The following is a 22,277-nucleotide window of genomic DNA, read 5'->3' as shown; positions in this document are numbered from 1 at the left end:
AAAAATCACGAAAAAACAACGATCACAAGAAAGGGGAATACAAGCATTCGTGCAGTATCGATTACACGCGCACCGTTAGCTCACATAAGTAACCTTTGAGGTGATGACACCGTAGACTTCACAGGCAAGCACGACTACCAAAGCGGCCACAACAGTGACAAATAACGCGATGTTGTCATAGAACGTGAGGTCGCGAATGAAGAAAAATACCGCGAAGACCAAAACAATCTTCAGCAACCAGCCACCAAGCACGACAGCACCCGTGGTGGACGCATTCGTACCGGAGGTCACGAGAACACTGAAGACGGTCATCAATACGAATCCGCCGCCAATGGCAGCCCCGATGAGCACACCGTAGATACCTGGCAGATCCCGAAGCCAGCCCCAAAGACCAAGGGAGGCCACGGTGATGATGACGAGCGCGATTGAGCCAAATTTCAAGGCCCGTACAAGAGGACGACGCTGATCGTCATACTCGCTGAGCTCAGGGGTGCGTGCAGGGCTGTTTTGCTGGGTATTTTCAGTCACAATGCCACAATCGTATTAGGTTTACCCCCCTTTATCAACTGTATGTTTGCGCGTTCGTTCGGCGCTCCAATTGAGCGCGCCGAACTGGCGCCCAGGTAATTGTGAGAGCCACGAGAATCGCAGCGCTAATGCCCAGACCTGCTGCCAAGGGGGGCACGATGGAGAAGGCAACTGCACCGAAGGCCACAACTGAGACCCAGAGGTAGAGCACTAAAACCACGCGGCGGTGGGTGTGCCCGAGTGACAGTAGTCGGTGGTGGAGGTGCATTTTGTCGGGAGCAAACGGTGAGCGCCCTTGCAGTGTTCGGCGTACCACTGCCATGACAAGGTCGAGCAATGGGACCAAAACGGCGGCGAATACCACGATTATCGGCGACATCAAGGCCACCACATCCACTGCCCCATACAGGCTCATGTTGATTTTCCCTGAGGCGGATGTGGACGCTGCCGCGAGCAAAAGCCCGATGAGCATGGAACCTGAATCGCCCATAAAAATGCGGCTGGGTTCAAAGTTGTGGGGCAGAAATCCTAGGCAAATGCCTACCAGTGAGGCGGCGATGATGGCCGGAGGATAGGCCGAGACCATGCCTCCTTGGTCGTGGAGGATGGTCAGGGAGAAGACGAGGATCGCTCCCCCACCGATCATTCCTAGCCCTGCTGCTAGTCCGTCGAGTCCATCAACGAAGTTAATGGCGTTGATCAGCGTAACAGTGAATAGGACGGTGATAATCGTTGAGGAGAATGTGTCCAGTAGAACTGTGGTGCCATCCCCGAAGGGGACGTAGGCTAAGGTCCAGCTCACGCCCAGCAAACTCATGATGATAGCGGCGAAAAATTGCCCCAAAAGTTTGGTGATCGCGTCGAGTTCGAGTAGGTCGTCAAGAACACCGACTATGACGATAGCGAATCCGGACCAGACCACCGCACTCATTTCTGGGGTGATCGGCTGAAACCCTCTAGTCAAGGCTGGGAGCTGGTCTGCGAGGAAAACTGCGCAGATAAATCCGGTAAACATGGCCACTCCCCCGAGCCTGGGCTTCGGCATGGTGTGGACGTCACGTTCACGAATTTCTCCCATCACGCCACTGCGAACCATGACATTTCTGATGATTCCAGTGGTGAGATAGGTCAGTGCCGCCGCGACAAGGATGACCAGTCCCAGTTCGCGTAGCGGTACTCCAGCTACTCCCGATCCCATTTAGCGCAGGCTTTCCGCTTCGACTCCGAGGACTTCGGCGATTCGTTCTGCCGAGATTCCGCCTTCGCGCAGCAGGCGTGGGCGTTCGCCGGACAGGTCAATGATGGAGGATGCCACTCCGACGGAACATTCTCCACCGTCGAGGTAGACATTCACAGCGGTTCCGAGTTGTTCCTTAGCGGCCTGCGCGGTGGTCGATGGGGCGTGACCAGAGATGTTTGCACTGGAAACGGCCATTGGGCCAGTTTCGCGCAGCAGTTCGATGGCTACCGGATGCAACGGCATGCGCAGCATGACGGTACCGCGGGTGTCGCCGAGGTTCCACACCAGGGATGGGGCTTGCGGTACGACGATGCTGAGCGCACCTGGCCAGAATGCTTCGATGAGGGTGCGCAGGCGTTCGTCGTAGGAGTGTACGAGGCCGCGGGCGGTTTCCCAGCTTCCGACGAGGACTGGTACTGGCATGTCGGGGCCGCGGCCTTTGGTTGCGAGGAGTCGTTCCACTGCGGCGATGTCGAAGGCGTCGCAGCCGAGACCATAGAGGGTGTCGGTGGGAAGGACGACGAGGCGGCCGGATTTAACCGCGCTGACTGCTGCTTTAATTCCAATGGCACGGTTGTCGGCCGAGCCGCAGTCATAGATTCTGCTCACTGTTTTTCTTTCTGTTCTATTATCTCGTGTGTGACCTATCCACGTGCACTGTGTGTTGTTGCAGCGTAGTTACGATCAGGTGCACTGGTGCAGAGTTTACTGTGTTGGAGGGTTAGGTGCTTATTCCTTGCGGCCTTTTTAGGTTGCTGGGGAATAAACGGCACTGACAAAGCGTGGTTTATCTGCGTAGTCGCGGTGTCCGGTGATGTTGCTCATTGCGTGCTGCGCCAACACGTCTTTGACGGCTTCTTGGGTGGAGTCGTCGTGTTCGATCATGATCACGCCGTTGCTTCTAAGGCTGGGTATTACTGCTGCGACCATTGTGGGGATAAGGTCCATGCCGTTAGCGCCACTGAATACTGCCATGTGCGGGTCGGCGTAGACTTCTTGCTCAAGGTCGAGTGTTTCGGGCACGTAGGGCGGGTTGCTGACGATCATGTCCATGCCGCGGAGCATCGTTGTACTGACATCCCCGCGCACGAGGCTGATGTTGCTGTAGGGTGCCACGTTGGTGCGGGTATAGGGCAATGCGTCTTCGGAGAGTTCGATGGCGACGACGTGTACTTTCTCCCCGAGCGCGTGGGCAATATAGGCTGCTAGCGCTCCTGATCCGGTGCACAGGTCTGCGACTAATAGTTGCCGTCGGTGCTTTTGATAGAGTTTTTTAAGCGTGTCGACGGCGTATTCTGCAAGCAGTTCCGTTTCCGGTCGCGGGATGAATACGCCTGGCCCAACGCGCAGCTCGAGGGGGCCGAAAAAGGCGCTCTGGCAAATGTGTTGGAGTGGTTCGCGCGTGGCTCTACGCTGGATCAGCTGGAAGTAGTCGGGGGCGAAGGTGTCGACGTCGACACGCTGAAAGCTAAGTTCAAGCGGTGTGCAGCCTAAAAGGTGTGCGGCGATGAGTCGGGCGTCGACGCGTGGCGAAGCCACCCCTGCATTTGCAAGGGTGGCTTCGGCTTGTGCAAGGATTTCGCGCACGTTACTCCGCTTCGAGTCGCGCCGCCCGCTCCGCTGCACGCAAGGCGGTGAAGAGATCGTCCATGTCACCGTTGAGGACAGAGTCAAGGTTGTTTGCCTTGAAGCCAATGCGGTGATCGGAGATTCGATTCTCCGGCCAGTTGTAGGTGCGGATGCGTTCGGAGCGGTCGAGGGTGCGGATCTGTGCCGCGCGTCCTTCCGCTGCTTCCGCGTCAGCTTGCTCTTCGGCGAGTGCTTGGAGTCGTGCTGCCAGCACCTGCATGGCGCGTGCCTTGTTTTGGATCTGGGAGCGTTCCTTCTGACAGGTCACCACGATGCCGGTGGGCAGGTGGGTGATGCGCACTGCGGAGTCAGTGGTGTTCACTCCCTGGCCGCCCTTACCGGAGGAGCGGTAGACGTCGATGCGCAGATCCTTGTCATCGATTTCAACCTCGCCTACTTCGTCGGGTTCTGGGTAGACCAGAACACCGGCAGCGGAGGTTTGGATGCGGCCTTGAGATTCGGTCACAGGCACGCGCTGAACGCGGTGTACGCCGCCTTCGAACTTGAATACGCTCCATGCACCATCGCGAGATGGCTGCTTCGAACGGATAGACAAGGTCATGTCCTTGACTCCGCCGAGGTCGGATTCGGAAAGATCCAGCACTTCGGTGGCAAAGCCGTGCTTTTCGGCGTAGCGCTGGTACATGCGTACCAGTTCGCCAGCGAACAGTGCAGCTTCTTCGCCACCGGCGCCAGCCTTGACTTCCATGACGATATCGTCGCCGTCGTGGGGGTCGCGAGGAGCCAGCAGGTCGGCGAGTTGTTCTTCCAGCTCGACGATTTCGGCGGCTAGGCGTTCGGCTTCCGCTTTGAATTCGGAATCTTCGTAGGCCATTTCTACGGCGGCTTCGTGATCCTCGCGGGCTTGAACCAACTTGTTGTTGACGTTCATGATGGGCTGCAGTTCAGAGTAGCGCTTGGAGAGCTTCCTAAACAGTGCCTGATCACCCATGGTTTCAGGGTCCGCCATTTGGGCTTCGATGCCCTGGTATTCGGAGACGATATCGTCTACGGCAGATACGTGTGCAGCCACTAATTACTCCTCCTCGGCGTCTGCGGCCATGATGGACGACGATGCGACCTGAACCATGAATTCACGGTTGTTCTTGGTCTTCTTCAGCTGCTTGATCAGCAAATCAATGGCCTGCTGGTTGTCGAGGGCAGAGAGGATTCGGCGCAGCTTGTGCATGATGCGGGCTTCTTCAGGAGCCAGCAGCAGTTCGTCCTTGCGGGTGCCGGAAGGATTGACGTCGACCGCTGGGAAGACGCGGCGCTCTGCGATCTTGCGGTCAAGCTTGAGCTCGGCGTTGCCGGTGCCCTTGAACTCTTCGAAGATCACGGTATCGCCTGCAGAGCCGGTTTCGACCATGGCGGTGGCGATGATGGTCAGCGAGCCGCCATCTTCGATGTTGCGGGCAGCACCCAGGAATCGCTTGGGCGGGTACAGCGCGTTGGAATCCACACCGCCGGAAAGGATACGGCCAGAAGCTGGCGAGGAGTTGTTGTAGGCGCGACCCAAGCGGGTAATCGAGTCGAGAAGAACGACAACATCTTGGCCCTGTTCCACGAGACGCTTGGCACGTTCGATGGCCAGTTCTGCAACTGCGGTGTGCTCTCCTGGTGGGCGGTCGAAGGTGGAGGAGATGACTTCACCCTTGACGCTGCGCTGCATGTCGGTGACTTCTTCGGGGCGTTCGTCGACAAGCACAACCATCAGGTAGCACTCTGGGTTATTCGTCGCGATTGCGTTGGCAATGTTTTGCAAGATGGTGGTCTTGCCGGCCTTTGGTGGGGAAACGATCAGCGCGCGCTGGCCCTTACCGATGGGCATGATCAGGTCGATCACACGGGTGGTGAGGATCTTCGGATCAGTTTCGAGGCGCAGACGCTGGTTCGGGTACAGCGGGGTGAGCTTGTTGAAGTCCGGGCGTGCCTTTGCTTCTTCAACGGTCATGGAATTAACGCTGTCGACGCGCACCAGTGGGTTGTATTTTTGACGGTTGCGGCCACGGTTGTAGTGTCCGCGCTGTTCGCCGCCGTCGTTCATGCGAACGGCACCGACGATGTGGTCGCCGGCACGCAGGCCTAGGCGGCGAATCATTTGATTGTTGACGTACACGTCTGCAGGGCCAGCGTGGTAGCCGGAGGTACGTACGAATGCGACGTTGCTATCGACGATGTCGAGGATACCTGCGACATCTTGGAGGTTTTCTTCGCGCTCGTCGCGGTTGTCGCGGAAATCGCGATCTTCGTTGTCACGATCGCGCCCACGGCGGTTACGGCGGTTGCGACGCTCGTAGCGATCAAAACGATCCCCTCGCTCGCCACGTCCGTGGCGCTCACCGCGTTCTGCACGCTCAGTGCGCTCGGTGCGTTCGGTGCGCTCGGTGGCAACCGCAGCTGGTTCAGTGGTGGTCGCGGTAGCGTCAACGACAGTAGCGTTAGCGACCTCGGTGACGTTTTCTTCGTCTTTCACTGGTCGATCGTGGCGACGTCGTGCTTCACGCTCTTCACGACGCGCACGGTTGCGACGAGCCCGGCGCGCTGCGGAGCGGGACTCGTACTTCGTTTCAGCGGTCTCGCCCTGATTCTCAGTGCTTTCTGCTTCGTCGCGGGCAGCTGGTGCCTCGCTGAGGGCGGTTTCAGCTGGCTCGACGGTGCTGGTGGGGGAAGTCTTGGTTACCCGACGACGCCGTGGGCGTGAGTCTTCAGCTTCCTGGTTGTCGTGGGCTGGGGTGTGTGCAGCTTCGGCAACATTTTTTGTTACTCGACGCCGTGGCTTGGATTCTTGAGCCACTTCCTGTGATGGTGCGTCGGCGTCGCCAGCTGGGGTACTCGCCTGAGTTGTGGTGGCGCGCTTCTGGGTTGTTTTTTTCGCAGGAGCAGCCTCGGCTGATCCTGTAGTGGCACCGCTGATTGCGGTAATCAGGTCGCCCTTACGCAGGGCGGAAACACCTTTGAGCCCCAGATCTGCAGCCATTTTACGCAGTTCTGGTAGGCGCATTGCAGCGAGATTACGCGGTGCGCCGGTATCTGTTGTGGTCACAGATTTCCTTTCAGTTTCGCTTTCCGTCCACCTACTGCACAGCCTTTTCTATAAGGTGCACGCAGGTGCTTTCAAGCGGAAAGCTCCCAAATGAGGTAAGAGTCCAACCCCTGTCGTTCACGCAGCTTCACACGCAAAACTGATGCGTGCGTATAAGGCCGCGGCTTTGAGGGGCTTCGACAGTATTCACAGTCACGTTGTTGTGTGAAGTAGTGGAGGCGAACAAATTTCACAATCTCAAAATAAGGTTCAAGCAGCCTCACCCTCACGCTCTCATCAAAAAACACACCGAGTATTTTTCTCGGGCATCTGCGGCGTTAAAGGGGGCTTGTTTCAAAGATTGGACTGTTCACCAATCAGTGTAGCGCACGTAAGGATTCTTGGGAAAAGCTGGCGCGAAGTTTTTATTAAAAAAATTTTTTTATCGTTGTTCAATCACACTCCTCCCACTCCCCATTCCCTCAAAGGGAACTGAGTTTTTCCTGCGCCTTACTCTTCTCCCTTGTCTCCTGCACACAGTAAGTGGGCGACGTCGATACGCGTGATATGTTCGCGCACAAGCAGAACGTTGTCGGTTTTCGCAGCAAGGCGCACAGCAGCGCTTGACGTTCGCGCAACCGAATTCCTTGGTGTTAAAGGTTGCTAAGGTGAAATCATGTTCTCAACTATGCAAGATTTACCCTTGAATCTCTCGCGCATCCTCACTCACGGCGCTACTGCTTTCGGACACACGAAAGTAACCACGTGGGAAGCCGATAAATTACACGAAACAACCTATTCCGAAATTGCCGCCCGCGCAGCAGCCTTAGCGCACGCGCTGCGCGATGAATTAGGTATTACCGCCGACCAGCGCGTAGGCACGTTCATGCACAACTGTGCAGAGCACCTTGAATCCTTATTTGCGGTTGCGTGCATGGGTGCGGTGTTTAACCCTTTAAATAAGCAGTTGATGAACGATCAGATTGCCCACATTATCAACCACGCCGAAGACGAGGTTATTATCGCTGACCAGCGACTAGCCAAGCAGCTTGGGGTTATCCTTGAGCGGGGTTGCCCGACTGTGCGCGCTGTGGTTTTTATCGGCAGGGCTGATTATTCCCCTGCCGCGCGTTTCATCCCCGAGCACATTAAGTGTTACTCCTACGAGGCGCTTCTCGACGGCCGATCCACCACCTACCATTGGCCAGTGTTGCCCGAAAATACCGCAGCAGCACTGTGCTATTCGACTGGCACCACCGGAGCACCCAAAGGAGTGGTGTATTCACACCGCTCAATGTATTTGCAGTCCCTTTCGCTGCGCACCACCGACTCTCTGTCGATTTCGCATGGCCAGTCTTTCCTCTGCTGTGTTCCGATCTACCATGTTCTATCCTGGGGCGTGCCCATTGCCGCATTCATGTCCGGTACCCCGTTAGTTTTCCCCGGCGCTGACATGTCGCCGGAATCCTTAGCGCAGCTGATTGCCACAACGCATCCACGAGTGGCCAACGGTGTGCCCACGGTATGGATCCAGCTGATGGTGTACTACATGAATAACCCGCCTGCACGTATGAGTTTGCAGGAAATCTTTTCCGGCGGTTCGGCTGTGCCACCGATTCTGATGCACATGTGGGAAGAACGCTACGGCGTGGATGTCATCCAAGTGTGGGGCATGACTGAAACCTCCTCGATCTGCTCTGTCGCCCGCCCACCCACAGGAGTTTCTGGTGAGGCACGCGAAGCGTATCGGATTAGCCAGGGCCGCTTCCCCGCTTCTGTCGAATATCGTGTTGTCAACGACGGTGAAGTCGTTCCTACAACGGACAGAAACCACGGCGAAATTCAAGTGCGGGGCAATTGGGTTACTGGCTCTTACTACCACTCCCCTTCAGAAGAAAGTGGCGGATCGGCACACACATTCCGCAATCACGCGGTTGATGATGCGCCTGGCCAATTTACCGCCGATGGTTGGTTACGAACAGGTGATGTGGGATCGGTAACCTCTGATGCTTATTTGACCATTCACGATCGTGCGCGCGACGTTATTCGTTCGGGCGGCGAATGGATCTACTCCACCCTGCTTGAAAACGAAATCATGGGCTCGACAGAAGTAGTCGAATGCGCGGTGATCGGATATCCCGATACCAAGTGGGGCGAACGCCCCTTGGCAGTCACGGTTGTCACCGAAGGCGTTGAACGCACGAAGGAAACCGCGGAGCGATTGCGCGCTGAGTTGAAGGATTCATTCCCTTCGTGGATGCTGCCGGAGTATTGGGCGTTTGTGGATGCAATCGATAAAACCAGTGTGGGTAAGTTCGACAAGATTGATCTGCGCGAGCATGTGGCTAAGAATGAATTTGACGTCATTGCTTTGCGTGGCCCTGGGCGTCGCCTCGGTGAAGAAGTGTTGGATTCCGACCCACATTCTACCCCCTCAGATACCCCCAATCCCACGCCCATGTGATTATGACTCCCATTAAGGTGTGATACAAATCTCCCTTTTGAGCTGCGCTTACTGCTGTTAAAAATATTCACCTCCCCCGTAATGGGGTAGAACCTTGTGCCACACACTATTAAAAATGGAAAAACATGGTTTTATCACACAAAGGAACTGGACTAAGCTTTGAAAAACACTGCTTAGCCCCCGGAAGAACTACCTTCGGGCAGTCCTTCCCCTTGTGAGAGTCTTTTACCTATGACAAATAACGGCCAGCTCAAGCCCGCTACCGACCTCTTCCCGGAGGCCTTCCGGCTGAGTCACAAGCAACGCATCGTGCTCGATGTGCTTGCAACTTACCGTGAGGGCGCACGGGTCACAGATATTGCGGACCATCTGGGCATGCACATTAATACCGCCCGCAGACACCTCGACGAGCTTGTAGAAAAAGGCGCGGTGCACACCATGTCCGCCCCCAGCAGCGGTCGCGGTCGACCATCGCTGATCTATAAAGCGCGCGTGCCCGACAATCGTATTGTTGCCAACGAATACTTGTCCCTGATCCAGGTTCTTGGTCAGCATTTGGATGCTACCGATTCTGAAACTATCCAGAATTTGGGTCAACAGTGGGCAAAGAAAATGGCTGCCTCGTATTCTTCCGGCCTGGAAGGTGTCAGCGAAGGCGAAGAGTACGAATTTGAAGATCTTGTCGCCAATCTCACCCGCATGGGCTTCGACCCTGAGGTGTGCACCGGCGCCAATGGTGAAGTGAGTGTCTGTATGCACTCCTGCCCATTCATCGACGATTCCGGCTCGCCAGGCGAAGCAATCTGCGATTTGCACCGCGGCATGATGTTGTACCACACCAGCCGTTCTGGCCTTGAGGCACGCCTGCTTCCGCTGAAAACCGGCGGCTCCTGCGTGCTCGAAATTCACCAGCCAGATCCACACACCACAGTGGCAGATCACGCACTCTACGACATCGACACTGAATGTGAAAACGCCAGCTAGTTCACCACCGAACTAGCTGGCGCTAGTATTTTTAGCTACTCACTCGCACCCACGCATGGGTGGCGGAGTCTTGCTGTAAGTACAGAATTTCATCAGGGGCAATAGTCACACTTCCCTGCGCCCCCAGCGCAGGCGGGCTGCCTTGACTACTACCGGATTCCTCTATCTCTGCACACAGGTTAATCACCGAGTGTTTTAAAGTGTATTCTTTCGTATCCCCGTGGGCATTGACGGCAAGGATACTGCGGTTTTCATCACCCAGTTCCTCCCGCGAATTCGGGCACCACAACGTGAAACTATCAGCTTCGGGGAATATCTGCCCCAAGGTGATTTGGGTGTGCTCGACTTTTCCTGCAAGATGTTTTTCCACTGGGGATCGCCCAACCATCACCCAGCTTATACCGACGATCACCACCGCCACGATCAGAAGCACACCAATGACTATTCCCGTTGCTGTCTTTTTCATAGCCTCCACCCTAGCCAACCGGTGACCGCCACGGCAGACAAGTCAGAACATTCCAAGCCTTTTCACACCTTTTACCCATCCCACACCCACCAGGCAAGCGGAATTCAGACACGCGCATACTTGCAGGGGTAAAGCACGAAACCCGCCTAGTCTCACCACAGTGATCAAGGCGGGCGTGAAAAAGTTAGAAGTTTAGGCGTCGACTTTTACTTCAACAGGGCCTGCAACCTCCAAGTTGAATACTCGCAAACCAGCGTCGCGAGCTTCCTGCAGAATCTTTTCCTCCACCGGCTCAGTGGACAAAATCATACACGTCGGACCTGCACCAGACAGGTAGGCTGCGTACCCACGGTTACGCAAACGATTCACCCACTCGGCGGTCACAGGAAGCACGTCGGCGCGATAAGGCTGGTGCAGCCGATCCCTCGTGCCTTCCCACAGCAATTCAGGATGGTGCTGCAATGCAACAGTCATCACAGCGCAGCGCGACACATTAAAACGCGCATCCACGTGAGTTACATCCGAAGGCAAAACCCGACGTACAGCCTCAGTGGATGCATGGAAATCAGGAACCAACGCAGTAGCAATGATCTTCTCATGCACCGGCACCGTCACTGCCTTATACTGTGGCTCCGTGCGCCCATCAACTGGCACCTCAGTCCACGACACCACCGCATTACCCAACACAGAGGCAGCGGCATTATCAGGATGACCTTCAAAAGCAGAAGCCAGCTGCACCACCTGTGCCGCGGAAAGTGGGAAACCAGCCAGCCCATTTCCAGCAGCAACACCCGCAACAGCAGCAGCGGCCGACGAACCCAACCCACGCGACTGCGGAATCGTGTTATGGCAGACCACACGCAAACCAGGAGCATGAACATCAGCCGCCTTCAAGGCGCAGCGAATAGCCTTCACCACCAAATGGGAGCCATCAAGCGGGAGCTCGCCTTGACCTTCACCAAAAACCTCAACAACAAGGCCAGAATCAGTCACTTCAACTTCAACGGTGTCGTAAATCGACACGGCCATACCCAAGGTATCAAAACCGGGACCGAGGTTCGCAGAGGAACCAGGAACAGTCACAGTGACTTTTTTCCCTACTGGAAGTTCACTCGCCATCGTGACTCTACTCCCCTGCCAAACGCAACACAGAATTCACAGCCAACACCGCATCGGTTGCCGCCAACGCCTCAACCGTCCGAGCCAAATCAGCCTCGCGGGCAGCATGGGTGACCAAAATCAGGCGAGCGTGCTCACCCTTTTCCTCCTGACGCACAGTGCGCAACGAAATCTGATGTTCAGCAAAAATCTTGGTCAGCTCAGCCAACACGCCGGTACGATCCACCACATCCATATCGATGTGGTAGCGGGTTGGAACATCACCGAAATCAGCAATCGGCAGATTCGCGTAGGTGGATTCACCCGGTGCACGGCCACCAAAAACCTTATTGCGGGCAGCACCAACAATATCGCCCAACACCGCTGAAGCAGTAGGGTTACCGCCAGCACCATTGCCGTAGAACATCAGGCGGCCAGCGGCCTCAGCTTCCACGAAGATCGCGTTGAAGCTCTTAGTAACACTCGCCAACGGGTGATCGTGCGGAACCAGGGTGGGGTGCACGCGAGCAGACACGCTTTCCTTACCCTCGGCGTCGATAAGGCGCTCACAAATTGCCAACAACTTGATGGTGTAGCCAGCAGCCTTCGCCGCCGAAATATCATCAGCAGTGATCTTAGAAATGCCCTCACGGAACACATCATCGGCCGTCACACGCGTGTGGAAAGCCAAGGATGCAAGAATCGCGGCCTTCGATGCAGCATCATAGCCTTCAACATCGGCGGTAGGATCAGCCTCCGCATAACCCAGGCGGATCGACTCAGCCAAAATCTCATCGTAGGAAACACCATCGGTATCCATCGCATCAAGAATGAAGTTAGTGGTGCCATTGACGATGCCGGACACGCTCAGAATGCGATCACCTGCTAAAGAACGACGCAACGGACCAACCACAGGAATAGCAGCAGCAACCGCAGCCTCAAAATACAGATCCACGCCTGCTGCATCCGCAGCCTCAGACAATTCAGCGGAGTGCGCAGCCACCAAAGCCTTATTCGCAGTCACCACAGATTTACCGGCGCGCAAGGCCTTAAGCACCAGCTCGCGAGGATAATCAATACCACCGATCACCTCGACAACAAGATCGATATCCTCGCGCTCAATAAGCCCACGTGCATCATCGGTGAGCAACCCCAGCTCATCGGCGAGGGAACCGCGATGCTTTTCCTTATTAGACACGGCAACGCCTTTCACTTCCAGCGGGCCGCCTGCGCGATGCGCAAATTCGTCAGCATTCTCCACCATGAGACGCAGCACCTGGGAACCAACGGTTCCGTATCCCAAAATAGCGACGCCTACAGAAGATCCAGCGCCCTTTCCGGGATTGAAATGGCTGACAGCTGCGTTCTCGTTCATGAATGACTCCTTCGACGAAACATGAGTAAAAGTTCTCGGTCTAGCTGGCACAACACATAGAAACACTTCCTCTTTTTGGAAAGGAAACAGACCATGCGGTACGCATTGGTAGCATTCTACCCGACCGATTGAGTTTTACCCTCGTTAAGGTGCACACTTTTATTCACCCGCACCACCAACCAAGGTAACCCGCAAAGCGTGAGCGCCCCACCTGCCACACCAGTGTCACACGTTGAAAATCCCGCACACAACACTGCTCCCTCGTCCCACCTCTGGTGATTTCAAGGAAGCAGTGTAAAAAGTACCGCGAACTCTACACTTCGAGCGCGAGGTAATCCTCAATAGTCTCGCGACGTACCATCAAGCTGGCCTGGCCTTCTTTCACGCTGACAATCGCAGGACGCATCATCATGTTGTAGCGCGAGGACATGGAATAGCAATACGCACCCGTTGCCGCCAACGCCACCAAATCACCGGTAGCAATATCATCCGGCAACTTTTGGTCATGAATCAAAATATCGCCAGATTCGCAGTGCGAACCCACCACGCGGCTTGGAATCTCTTCGCCCTGGGTCAGGCCGTTGACTTTGCGGATGTCGTAGACGGCGTCGTAAAGCGCTGGGCGAATATTGTCGCTCATACCGCCGTTGACGGAAATGTAGCGGCGGGAGAAATTATCCTCCACCGTCACATCCTTGACCGTACCCACGCGATACATAGTGACAGTAGACGGGCCGGCAATCGCTCGGCCGGGCTCCACCTTGATCGTGGGAACCGGAACGTTGAATCGTGCCGCATGCTTTTCCACCCGGCTCAGCAAATCTTGGGCCACGCCGACCACATCCAGCGGGGTTTCTTTCTCCAAATATGCGATACCGTAGCCGCCGCCGAGATCCAAGATATGGAATTCCTCCCCCACCGACAGCTCATCCATGATGCGGCCGTAGAGCTTGAGCACACGCTCTGCCGCCAAAGAGAAACCTTCCGCGTCGAAAACCTGGGAGCCAACGTGGCAGTGCAGGCCAACCAAGCGGAGGTTCTCCAATTCCACGGCGCGCGCGGCTGCCCGAAAAGCAGAACCAGAAGCAAGTGAGAAACCAAACTTTTGATCCTCATGCGCGGTCGCGATGAACTCGTGCGTATGCGCATCAATACCAGGTTTGACTCGCACCAGCACATCTTGGACAATGCCCAAGCTACCGGCTACAGCATTTAGCTCCTCGATTTCTTGGTGGGAATCAACCACCACATGCCCGACACCGTTGCTCACCAAGGCATGCAGGAAAGCATGATCTTTATTGTTACCATGTGCAGCAATTCGCTCAGCGGGGAACCCTGCATTCAGTGCCACCAAAAACTCGCCATGCGAAGCGATATCTAGGCACAGTCCTTCTTCCGCAACCCAGCGGGCAATGCGGGACGTAAGAAACGCCTTAGAGGCATAGTGCACGTGCTCGCCACCGCCGAAAGCCACAGCCATGTCGCGGCAGCGGGAGCGGAAGTCATCTTCATCGACAACCATCACCGCGGTGCCAAACTCCTCGGCAATCGCAGGAAGGCTCACCCCAGCGATGCTGACGCTGCCGTCTTCTTCACGTCGGGCGTTTCGGGGCCAGACATGTGCTGGCAGCGCATTAAAGCTCATCGGTTTCCTTTTATGTCAATGTTTGGTCGAAGGTAGCCCCACCAACGCACATAAGCAGACAGTTCAGGCTGAACCTAGACTGTGCTTATCGTCAGCGATGGTGGGGTTCGTAAGTTACATGCGCTCTGGTGCGCTGATGCCAAGCATCTCGAGGGCGTTGCGCAGAACCTGGCGGCTCGCGAAAGCCAGCGCGAGGCGAGCTGTGTGAATAGGCTGTACTTCTTCGCCCTGCTTCGGCAGGATCTGGCAGTTGTCGTAGAAACGGTGGAAAGTACCGGCCAAGGCTTCGGCGTAGCGGGCAACGCGGTGTGGTTCGCGCAGTTGAGCAGCAGCCTTCACGATGGCTGGGAACTCACCGAGGGTGCGGATCAAATCGCCTTCACGCTCATGGGCGAGCAGGGAAAGGTCTGGGTTTTCAGCGCTCACGCCGAGTTCTTCCGCCTTGCGTGCGATCGAGCACAAGCGCGCATGCCCGTACTGGACGTAGTACACAGGGTTGTCGGAAGATTGGGAGGTCCACAGCGCAAGATCGATATCGAGGGTGGAATCGGCAGAGGAGCGAATCATTGCATAGCGGGCACCATCCACGCCGATTGCTTCCACGAGGTCGTCGAGGGTAATGACTGTTCCGGCGCGTTTGCTCATCTTGATCGCTTCACCGTCGCGCACAAGGTTGACCATCTGTCCGATGAGCACCTCAACCTGCTTCGGGTCGTATCCCATGGCGGCGGTGGCGGCACGCAGGCGGCTGATGTAACCGTGGTGGTCTGCGCCGAGCATGTAGATAGCAAGGTTGTGTCCGCGCTCGAATTTGTCGGCAACGTAGGCAATATCGCCGGCAATGTAGGCGGCATCGCCGTCAGACTTGATCACAACTCGGTCTTTGTCATCACCGTAGTCGCTCGACTTCAGCCACCATGCGCCGTCGTTGAAGTACAGGTTTCCGTTGTCCTTGAGCTTATCGACGGCGCGATCCACAGCACCGGACTCGAACAGGGAGTTTTCGTGGAAGTACACGTCGAAGTCGGTGCGGAATTCGTGTAGGGATGCCTTGATCTGTGCGAACATCATGTCCACGCCTTCGGCGCGGAAAGTCTCGCTCATCTCGGCGTCGTCAAGCTCAAGCGCATTGGGCACACGCGAAAGCACGTTCGCCGCGATTTCCTGAATATATGCTCCACCGTAGCCGTCTTCCGGGGTAGGTTCGCCCTTCGCTGCGGCGATCAGGGAATTGGTGAAGCGATCAATCTGGCGACCGTGATCGTTGAAGTAGTACTCGCGAGTGACCTTCGCACCACACGCAGTTAGGATACGACCCAGGGCATCGCCCAGCGCTGCCCAGCGGGTGCCGCCGAGGTGAATAGGACCGGTTGGGTTCGCGGAGACGAACTCGAGGTTGACCACTCGGTCAGCGAGGAAATCTTGGTGCCCGTAGGTATCGCCTTGCAAAAGGATGGTCGACACGATAGTTCCCTGCGCGCTTGCGTCGAGACGAATGTTAATAAAGCCAGGACCTGCGATTTCGGCAGTTGCAATGCCATCGGTTTCTGCGAGCGCTTCCGCGAGTGCAGTTGCTAGTTCGCGAGGATTTAAGCCGACTTTCTTCGCCACCTGAAGCGCAAGGTTGGTTGCATAATCCCCGTGCTCAGGGTTGCGGGGGCGCTCAACTACTACCTGCTCGGGCAGTGCCGCGGTATCAAGCGCGCGGGCATTGAGGACCGCAACGGCGGTGTCTTTAATCAGTGCAGAAAGATCGGCTGGAGTCATAAAGGGGAATTCTATCCCACAACTATTTCTACTACCACATGGAGTATCGCCCGCGGTGCGGAGCAAGAAGGAGAAAAAAGAAAAGCGCGTGACACAAGGTGGCACCAACACCCTTAACAAACCTTAAAAAATGTAGCCACCACCGCTGTAATCCACAGCGCCTTCAGCCAACAGCCATCGCCCGCTTGCACCTTGTCTAGCCCAGCACTCCCGCACTCCACCATGATGCTTGGGCCACAGTACGTCGATTGGGGATGGCCCACAATTGCGTGGGGGAAAGTTTTCTCCCCAACACTCTCCCCCCATGAGGCTGGTTATAAAGCATTTTGAATGTGGGCTACCTCACATTATATGCACGCCTTAGCACACATCAAACGAAAACTCTGCGAATGTTCCATTCCTGAAAACGTTCAACAATATAGTGGTCATCGCCACTTTTCCCCACTTTTGTCAGCTCCCGCACCAGAAAATCCCCATCCATAGCACATGTACTACCCTGTTTTTTCTGCTTTTTCCGATTTCCATCACACCGATTCATAGTCCAAGCTAGTGGAGGAGAAAGAAGTCTTTTCAACCGGACTATCCACCTCATACGCCTGTGGGCTACCAGCCCACTCCATACCGCAGACGTACGTGAGACGTTCGGAATCAAGTTAAAGGGCTTCTTTATAGGTGCGCCAAAAATCAGGGCCACCGACTAATTTGCACGTTCCATATAAACCAACCACAACACTCAAAGGAGTTGCAGTGAACACCTTTACCGCTGTGACCGACGCAGTGGGTGGCAGCCTTGGCCTTTCCGCCTTGGTAGCAACCATCCCACTGTTGGCGTTCTTCATCATGCTCATCGGCGTCAAAGCCCGCGCGCACACCTCTGCGGCGGTAGCGACGCTTGCGGCAATCCTCGTCGCCATTTTCGGCTTCAACATGCCCACCGATCTGGCTATCGCTTCCGCTCTTCGCGGTGGCCTGTTCGGCCTATTCCCTATCGTATGGGTGATCGTGATGGCGATCTGGTTCTACCAGATCACCGTTGCTTCCGGCCGTTTCGAAGATCTGCGCCGCACCTTTGACAAGCTTGGCGACGGCGACGTGCGCATCCAGGCAATCCTCATCGCTTTCTGCTTCGGTGGCTTGCTCGAAGCACTCGCCGGCTTCGGCGCCCCAGTGGCCATCACCGCAACCATGATTCTGGCACTGGGCGTCAAACCACTGAAGGCTGCAACCGTGGTTCTTCTGGCGAACACCGCACCTGTCGCCTTCGGTGCCGTGGCTATTCCAATTACCACCGCTGGTGAGGTTTCCGGCCGTAGCTTGGAGCAAACCCTCAACATCGCCGCTATCGTCGGCCACCAGGCACCACTGATCGCCGTGTTCGTTCCTGCTATTCTCCTGTTGATCCTTGACGGCACAAAGGGCCTGAAGGAAGCATGGATCCCAGCGTTCATCATCGGCATTTCCTTCGCTGTTGCTCAGTGGGCAACCTCGAACTTCTTCGCCTACCAGCTCACCGATGTCGTCGCGTGTATCGCGTCTTTGGGCGTTGCATTCGTCTTCCTGCGCTTCTGGACCCCACGTGGCATCGAAGAGATGCGTCAGCGCATGGATCTGCCACCTGCAGCCACCTCCGAGGAGCTGCCTGCCCGTCGCGTCTGGATGGCCCTGATGCCGTATGCTGTTGTGACCGTCATTTTCGGTATTGCCAACCTCGGCTCCACCATCCCAGCTTTGCTGAAGACCCTGAAGGTTTCCTTCGCATGGCCACTGCTGTCTGAGCGTCTGGTCACCGCCTCTGGCGAGCCAGTAAAGTCCGGCTACACCTTCTTCCTGATCCACAACCCAGGTTCTTTGCTGCTGATCTCCGGCATCATCGTCGCTATTGCTTACGCTGTCTTCAACGAGAATGGCAAATACTCGCTGACCTTCGGCCAGGTTGCCCAGGAGTTCGGCTCCGTGTGGTACCGCATGCGCTGGTCTGCTGTCACCATCATGCTGGTTCTGGGCCTGGCTTATGTCATGAACTACTCCGGCCAGACCATTGCAATTGGTCAGTACGTTGCATCGCTTGGCGCTATCTACGCATTCTTGGCACCAACCCTAGGCTGGGTGGGCACCGCCGTGACCGGCTCCGATACTTCCGCAAACGCACTGTTCGGCAAGATGCAGGTCACCGCAGCTGAGCACGCAGGGCTGAACCCTGACCTGATGCTGGCCGCCAACACCACTGGTGGTGTTGTGGGCAAGATGATCTCCCCACAGTCGCTCGCTATTGCAGCAACCGCTGTTTCCATGGAAGGTCGCGAGTCCGACATCTTCAAGGCTGTAGTTGCCTGGTCCTTCGGCTTGCTGCTCGTTGTCTGTGCTCTCGTTTACCTGCAGACCAACATCTTGAGCTTCATGGCTCCTGTGGTTCACTAAACACCACACAGGCCACGCGCACTGATAACAGTCGCAGATCACGTGGCTAAAATCCGGGCCCACCCTCCCGTTTCCTTTCACGGATACGCGAGGGTGGGCCCGTTTTCTTCTACCCCCATCGCCATACCTTGAAGCTCGACAGTTCACACGAGCGTAAAGACGACGTCGTCAAGCATCCGGCGCTCAAATAGACGTCGAAAAGCCGAGGAAACTTCATTGCGCGACGGCGCACTCAGCTAGCGCACAGCAGCTCAAATTCCCGCCTCACCCTCACAAGAGGCGAAGAAAGTGATACCCATTACCCGCCAACCAGCCTTTTGGATACCCCCGCATTTTCGGCGTCTCAGATAGACGTCCATGAAACAACCATGAACCAACATTGCCCCACATTGTGGAACATTCGGGATTTTTCCTATTTACGTAACACTAGTGTTACCTATATCGGCGCAGCTTGTGGGGTGAATTTGCTTCCTTATTCACTAGGCTTTTACCGACTTTTTCGGGTACATTGGATGTATATCTTTTCCACATCGCTGTCCGCCTTCCCATGTTTGAACCTTTTTGGTTTATCATGTCGCGCTTCTTATGAGTGGCAATGGGCTGGTCGTCGTAAAGCTAAAAGACACAAATTCCTTAAAATTTTAATCAAGGAGCTAAAGCAGATGAGAGTTGCGCTCTTCTCGACCTGCATCGGTGACACGATGTTCCCCGATGCAAACAAAGCAACCGCGCTTATTCTGTCTCGGCTGGGCTACGAGGTAGTCTTCCCGAAGTCACAGACTTGTTGCGGTCAGATGCACGTGAACACTGGCTATCAGAAGGAAGCCGTCGGCCAGATTAAGAATTATGTCGACGCATTCAATGATCCTTCGATCGATTATGTTGTCTCCCCTTCCGGTTCGTGCGTCGGCGCAGTCCGTGAGCAGCATGAGCATGTGGCGAAGCGTTATGGTTCCGCCGCACTTGCTGATGGCGCTGCCACCTGTGCGAAGAAAACTCTTGACTTGCCTGAATTCTTGATTGATGTGGCTGGTGTCGAGAATGTGGGTGCGTTCTTCCCCCATAAGGTCACCTACCACCCTTCTTGCCACGGTTTGCGCTTTTTGAAGCTGGGCGACCGCCCTTACCGTTTGCTGAAGAACGTGGAAGGCCTGGAGCTGCTGGAACTTCCTAACAAGGAAGAGTGCTGTGGTTTTGGTGGAACGTTCTCGTTGAAGAATGCTGAGACTTCTGCGGCTATGGTGTCGGATAAGTGCCGCAACATTGAAGTTACTGGCGCTGAGTATGTCACTGGTGGCGATTCTTCCTGCCTGATGAACATTGCAGGTTCTTTGTCTCGCCAGCATGTGGGTATCCGCGCTGTCCATATTGCTGAGATTCTGGCGTCCACCAAGGAGCACCCTTGGTCGCCTACCTCGGCTGCTTACTCGAAGGAGGCAATGCTGTGAGCGTTTCACTCGGAACCCCAACCATGCCGCCTCGCGCCTCGGATCTTTCGAACTTGCGCGGTGATCGTTCCTTCCCGAAGAACGCTCACGACGGCCTGAACAATGTGACCCAGCGTCGTAACCTGACCAAGGCCACCACCACTATTCGCAACAAGCGCCAAGCTGTCATTGATGAGATTGATGACTGGGAGGCGTTGCGTGAGGCTGGTTCGACCACCAAGCGCCATGTGATGGCTCACCTTCCTGAGCTGCTGGAGCAGTTCGAGGCGCAGGTTACTGCTCGTGGTGGCCATGTGCACTGGGCTCGCGACGCCGTTGAGGCTGGCAAGATTATCACCGAACTTGTGCAGGCTACTGGCGAAAAGCGGGTAGTGAAGATCAAGTCGATGGCAACCCAGGAAATTGCGCTGAATGAGCAGCTGGAAGAAGCTGGGATTTTTGCGCAGGAAACTGACTTGGCTGAGCTTATTGTTCAGCTGGGTGAGGATAAGCCTTCGCACATTCTGGTTCCTGCTATTCACCGCAACCGTGCTGAAATTCGTCGTATCTTCTTGAACAAGATGGATCACATTGACGAGTCGATCACCTCGGAGCCTGCCGAGTTGGCTGAGGCTGCTCGTGTGTACTTGCGTCAGCAGTTCATGGAGGCCAAGGTCGCTATTTCGGGCGCCAACTTTGGTATTGCTGAGACTGGCCACGTCACCATTGTGGAGTCTGAAGGCAACGGCCGTATGTGCTTGACCCTGCCTGAAACGCTGATTTCGGTGATGGGTATTGAGAAGATTTTGCCGACGTTCCGCGATTATGAGACGTTCTTGCAGCTTCTGCCTCGCTCTTCTACCGGTGAGCGCATGAATCCTTATACCTCTTTGTGGTCCGGTGTGACTGAGGGCGATGGCCCGAAGAACTTCCACGTGGTGTTGGTGGATAATGGCCGTACTGCTGCCATGGCTGACGAGTTGGGCCGTGAGGCTTTGAAGTGCATCCGTTGTTCGGCGTGTTTGAATGTCTGCCCTGTCTATGAGCGTGCCGGTGGCCATGCGTATGGTTCGACCTATCCTGGTCCTATTGGTGCGATTTTGACTCCTCAGCTGACTGGTATTGATGATTCTCACGATCCGAATGGCTACTTGCCTTACGCTTCTTCGTTGTGTGGTCGCTGTAATGAGGTCTGCCCTGTGAAGATTCCTATTGTTGAGAATCTTATTGAGCTGCGCCATAAGAAAGTCTCTGCCCATAAGCCGAAAATTGAGGCTGGCCTGATGGGTGCTATGAAGTTGACGTGGGGTTCTGCTGCTTTGTGGAATACCGCTACTCGTTTGGTGTTCATGGGTCGCGTTTTGGGCGGTTTCGATGGCAAGATTACGCATTTGCCTTCGTTCTTGTCCGGTTGGACGAATATTCGTGACACTGCGGTTCCTGCGAAGAAGTCTTTCCGCCAGTGGTTTGAGTCCCCTGAGGCTCAGGCGTTGTTGGCTGAGGCTCGTGAGCAGGGTCTTCCGCTAAATAAGCTCAGTGAGCAGAAGGAGAAGTAATCATGGATGCTAAATCTGAGATTTTGTCACGCATTCGTAATGCTCACGTTCTGTCGAACATGCCTGAGGACGTTGAGATTGTTCGTGAGTACAATCTGGACGAGACTTCGAAGTATTCGCGTGAGCAGCTGAAGGAGATCTTGATTGATCGCCTGCTCGATTATAAGGCGATTGTTCGTGAGTCTGATGAGAAGTCTTTGCCTGCAACGTTGGCTGAGATTTTGAAGGAGCGGGGCGCACAGGAGATTCGTTTCGCTGAGGGTCTAGATCCTGCTTTGTTCGCTGATTTTGCAGGCACGGCTACCGCGGATGATCATTCTGTGGATCCACGTACGTTGAACGATGTGGATGCTGTGGTGACCGATTCTCATGTGTCTTCGGCTCAGACTGGCACTATTTGCTTGGAGTCGAATGAGCTTTGTGGTCGCCGCGCGTTGACGTTGGTGCCAGATTGCCACGTGGTGATTGTGCGTATGGACAATGTTGTTTATGGTGTGCCGGAGATGATCGGCCGTTTGGGTCGTACGCGCCCGGTGACGATGATTTCAGGTCCTTCGGCTACGTCGGATATTGAGCTTAATCGTGTTGAGGGCGTTCATGGTCCTCGTACATTGATCTGTGTGATCGTGGATTAAGTCTTCGCTGTGGGGGTCTC

Annotated in this window: 17 protein-coding genes; 6 read left to right on the top strand and 11 right to left on the bottom strand. The window is 55.5% G+C overall.

Annotation, left to right across the window (positions count from 1 at the left end):
* Positions 1-75 precede the first annotated feature (75 nt).
* From CFELI_RS04940 to rho, 6 genes are all read right to left on the bottom strand, one after another.
* Positions 76-531 (bottom strand): Cg1360 family ATP-synthase-associated protein, encoded by a 456-nt coding sequence (locus CFELI_RS04940; RefSeq protein WP_277105561.1) that lies wholly within the window; start codon positions 529-531, stop codon positions 76-78.
* 31 nt (positions 532-562) lie between these two features.
* Positions 563-1,726: an MraY family glycosyltransferase gene (locus tag CFELI_RS04935; protein WP_277105519.1), complete on the bottom strand. Its 1,164-nt coding sequence runs from the start codon at positions 1,724-1,726 to the stop codon at positions 563-565.
* A complete protein-coding gene (locus CFELI_RS04930) occupies positions 1,727-2,377 on the bottom strand; it encodes an L-threonylcarbamoyladenylate synthase (protein WP_277105520.1) in 651 nt (216 codons plus the stop codon).
* A gap of 138 nt (positions 2,378-2,515) precedes the next feature.
* Positions 2,516-3,355, bottom strand: coding sequence for a N5-glutamine methyltransferase family protein (locus CFELI_RS04925; protein ID WP_277105521.1), 840 nt, complete (start codon positions 3,353-3,355; stop codon positions 2,516-2,518).
* 1 nt (position 3,356) lies between these two features.
* On the bottom strand, positions 3,357-4,430 hold the full coding sequence (gene prfA, locus CFELI_RS04920; protein WP_277105522.1) for a peptide chain release factor 1: 1,074 nt from the start codon (positions 4,428-4,430) through the stop codon (positions 3,357-3,359).
* Between the two features lie 3 nt (positions 4,431-4,433).
* Positions 4,434-6,443 carry a transcription termination factor Rho gene (gene rho / locus CFELI_RS04915; protein ID WP_277105523.1) on the bottom strand — a complete coding sequence of 670 codons (2,010 nt, stop codon included), beginning with the start codon at positions 6,441-6,443 and terminating at the stop codon, positions 4,434-4,436.
* A gap of 655 nt (positions 6,444-7,098) precedes the next feature.
* Here rho and CFELI_RS04910 point away from each other — a divergent pair.
* The gene (locus CFELI_RS04910; protein ID WP_277105524.1) at positions 7,099-8,886 is read left to right on the top strand and encodes a long-chain fatty-acid--CoA ligase; all 1,788 of its coding nucleotides are present in this window, start codon (positions 7,099-7,101) and stop codon (positions 8,884-8,886) included.
* A gap of 231 nt (positions 8,887-9,117) precedes the next feature.
* Positions 9,118-9,870 carry a helix-turn-helix transcriptional regulator gene (locus CFELI_RS04905; protein ID WP_277105525.1) on the top strand — a complete coding sequence of 251 codons (753 nt, stop codon included), beginning with the start codon at positions 9,118-9,120 and terminating at the stop codon, positions 9,868-9,870.
* A gap of 31 nt (positions 9,871-9,901) precedes the next feature.
* Here CFELI_RS04905 and CFELI_RS04900 read toward each other — a convergent pair whose 3' ends face one another.
* The 5 genes from CFELI_RS04900 to argS form a co-directional block, all read right to left on the bottom strand.
* A complete protein-coding gene (locus CFELI_RS04900; RefSeq protein WP_277105526.1) occupies positions 9,902-10,336 on the bottom strand; it encodes a hypothetical protein in 435 nt (144 codons plus the stop codon).
* 192 nt (positions 10,337-10,528) lie between these two features.
* Entirely contained in the window at positions 10,529-11,455 is a 927-nt protein-coding gene (gene thrB, locus CFELI_RS04895; protein ID WP_277105527.1) for a homoserine kinase, read from the bottom strand.
* A 7-nt stretch (positions 11,456-11,462) separates the two neighbouring features.
* Positions 11,463-12,809, bottom strand: coding sequence for a homoserine dehydrogenase (locus tag CFELI_RS04890; protein ID WP_277105528.1), 1,347 nt, complete (start codon positions 12,807-12,809; stop codon positions 11,463-11,465).
* 313 nt (positions 12,810-13,122) lie between these two features.
* On the bottom strand, positions 13,123-14,454 hold the full coding sequence (lysA, locus tag CFELI_RS04885; protein ID WP_277105529.1) for a diaminopimelate decarboxylase: 1,332 nt from the start codon (positions 14,452-14,454) through the stop codon (positions 13,123-13,125).
* 114 nt (positions 14,455-14,568) lie between these two features.
* Positions 14,569-16,221: an arginine--tRNA ligase gene (argS, locus tag CFELI_RS04880; protein WP_277105530.1), complete on the bottom strand. Its 1,653-nt coding sequence runs from the start codon at positions 16,219-16,221 to the stop codon at positions 14,569-14,571.
* Positions 16,222-16,968: 747 nt separating this feature from the next.
* On the opposite strand from argS, the gene CFELI_RS04875 reads away from it, so the two are divergent.
* The 4 genes from CFELI_RS04875 to CFELI_RS04860 all read left to right on the top strand — a co-directional run bounded on the left by CFELI_RS04875 (position 16,969) and on the right by CFELI_RS04860 (position 22,257).
* Complete coding sequence (locus CFELI_RS04875; protein WP_277105531.1) at positions 16,969-18,639, top strand: L-lactate permease; 1,671 nt, start codon at positions 16,969-16,971, stop codon at positions 18,637-18,639.
* Positions 18,640-19,301: 662 nt separating this feature from the next.
* Positions 19,302-20,087 (top strand): (Fe-S)-binding protein, encoded by a 786-nt coding sequence (locus CFELI_RS04870; RefSeq protein WP_277105532.1) that lies wholly within the window; start codon positions 19,302-19,304, stop codon positions 20,085-20,087.
* Entirely contained in the window at positions 20,084-21,622 is a 1,539-nt protein-coding gene (locus tag CFELI_RS04865; RefSeq protein WP_277105533.1) for a LutB/LldF family L-lactate oxidation iron-sulfur protein, read from the top strand. The genes CFELI_RS04870 and CFELI_RS04865 overlap by 4 nt, the downstream gene beginning before the upstream one ends.
* 2 nt (positions 21,623-21,624) lie before the next feature.
* Positions 21,625-22,257, top strand: coding sequence for a LutC/YkgG family protein (locus CFELI_RS04860; RefSeq protein ID WP_277105534.1), 633 nt, complete (start codon positions 21,625-21,627; stop codon positions 22,255-22,257).
* Positions 22,258-22,277 lie beyond the last annotated feature (20 nt).

Source organism: Corynebacterium felinum, from assembly GCF_030408755.1.
Classification (GTDB): Bacteria; Actinomycetota; Actinomycetes; order Mycobacteriales; family Mycobacteriaceae; genus Corynebacterium; species Corynebacterium felinum.
Note: the sequence above shows the minus strand (reverse complement) of the source record. Positions and strands in the feature narration are given on the sequence as shown.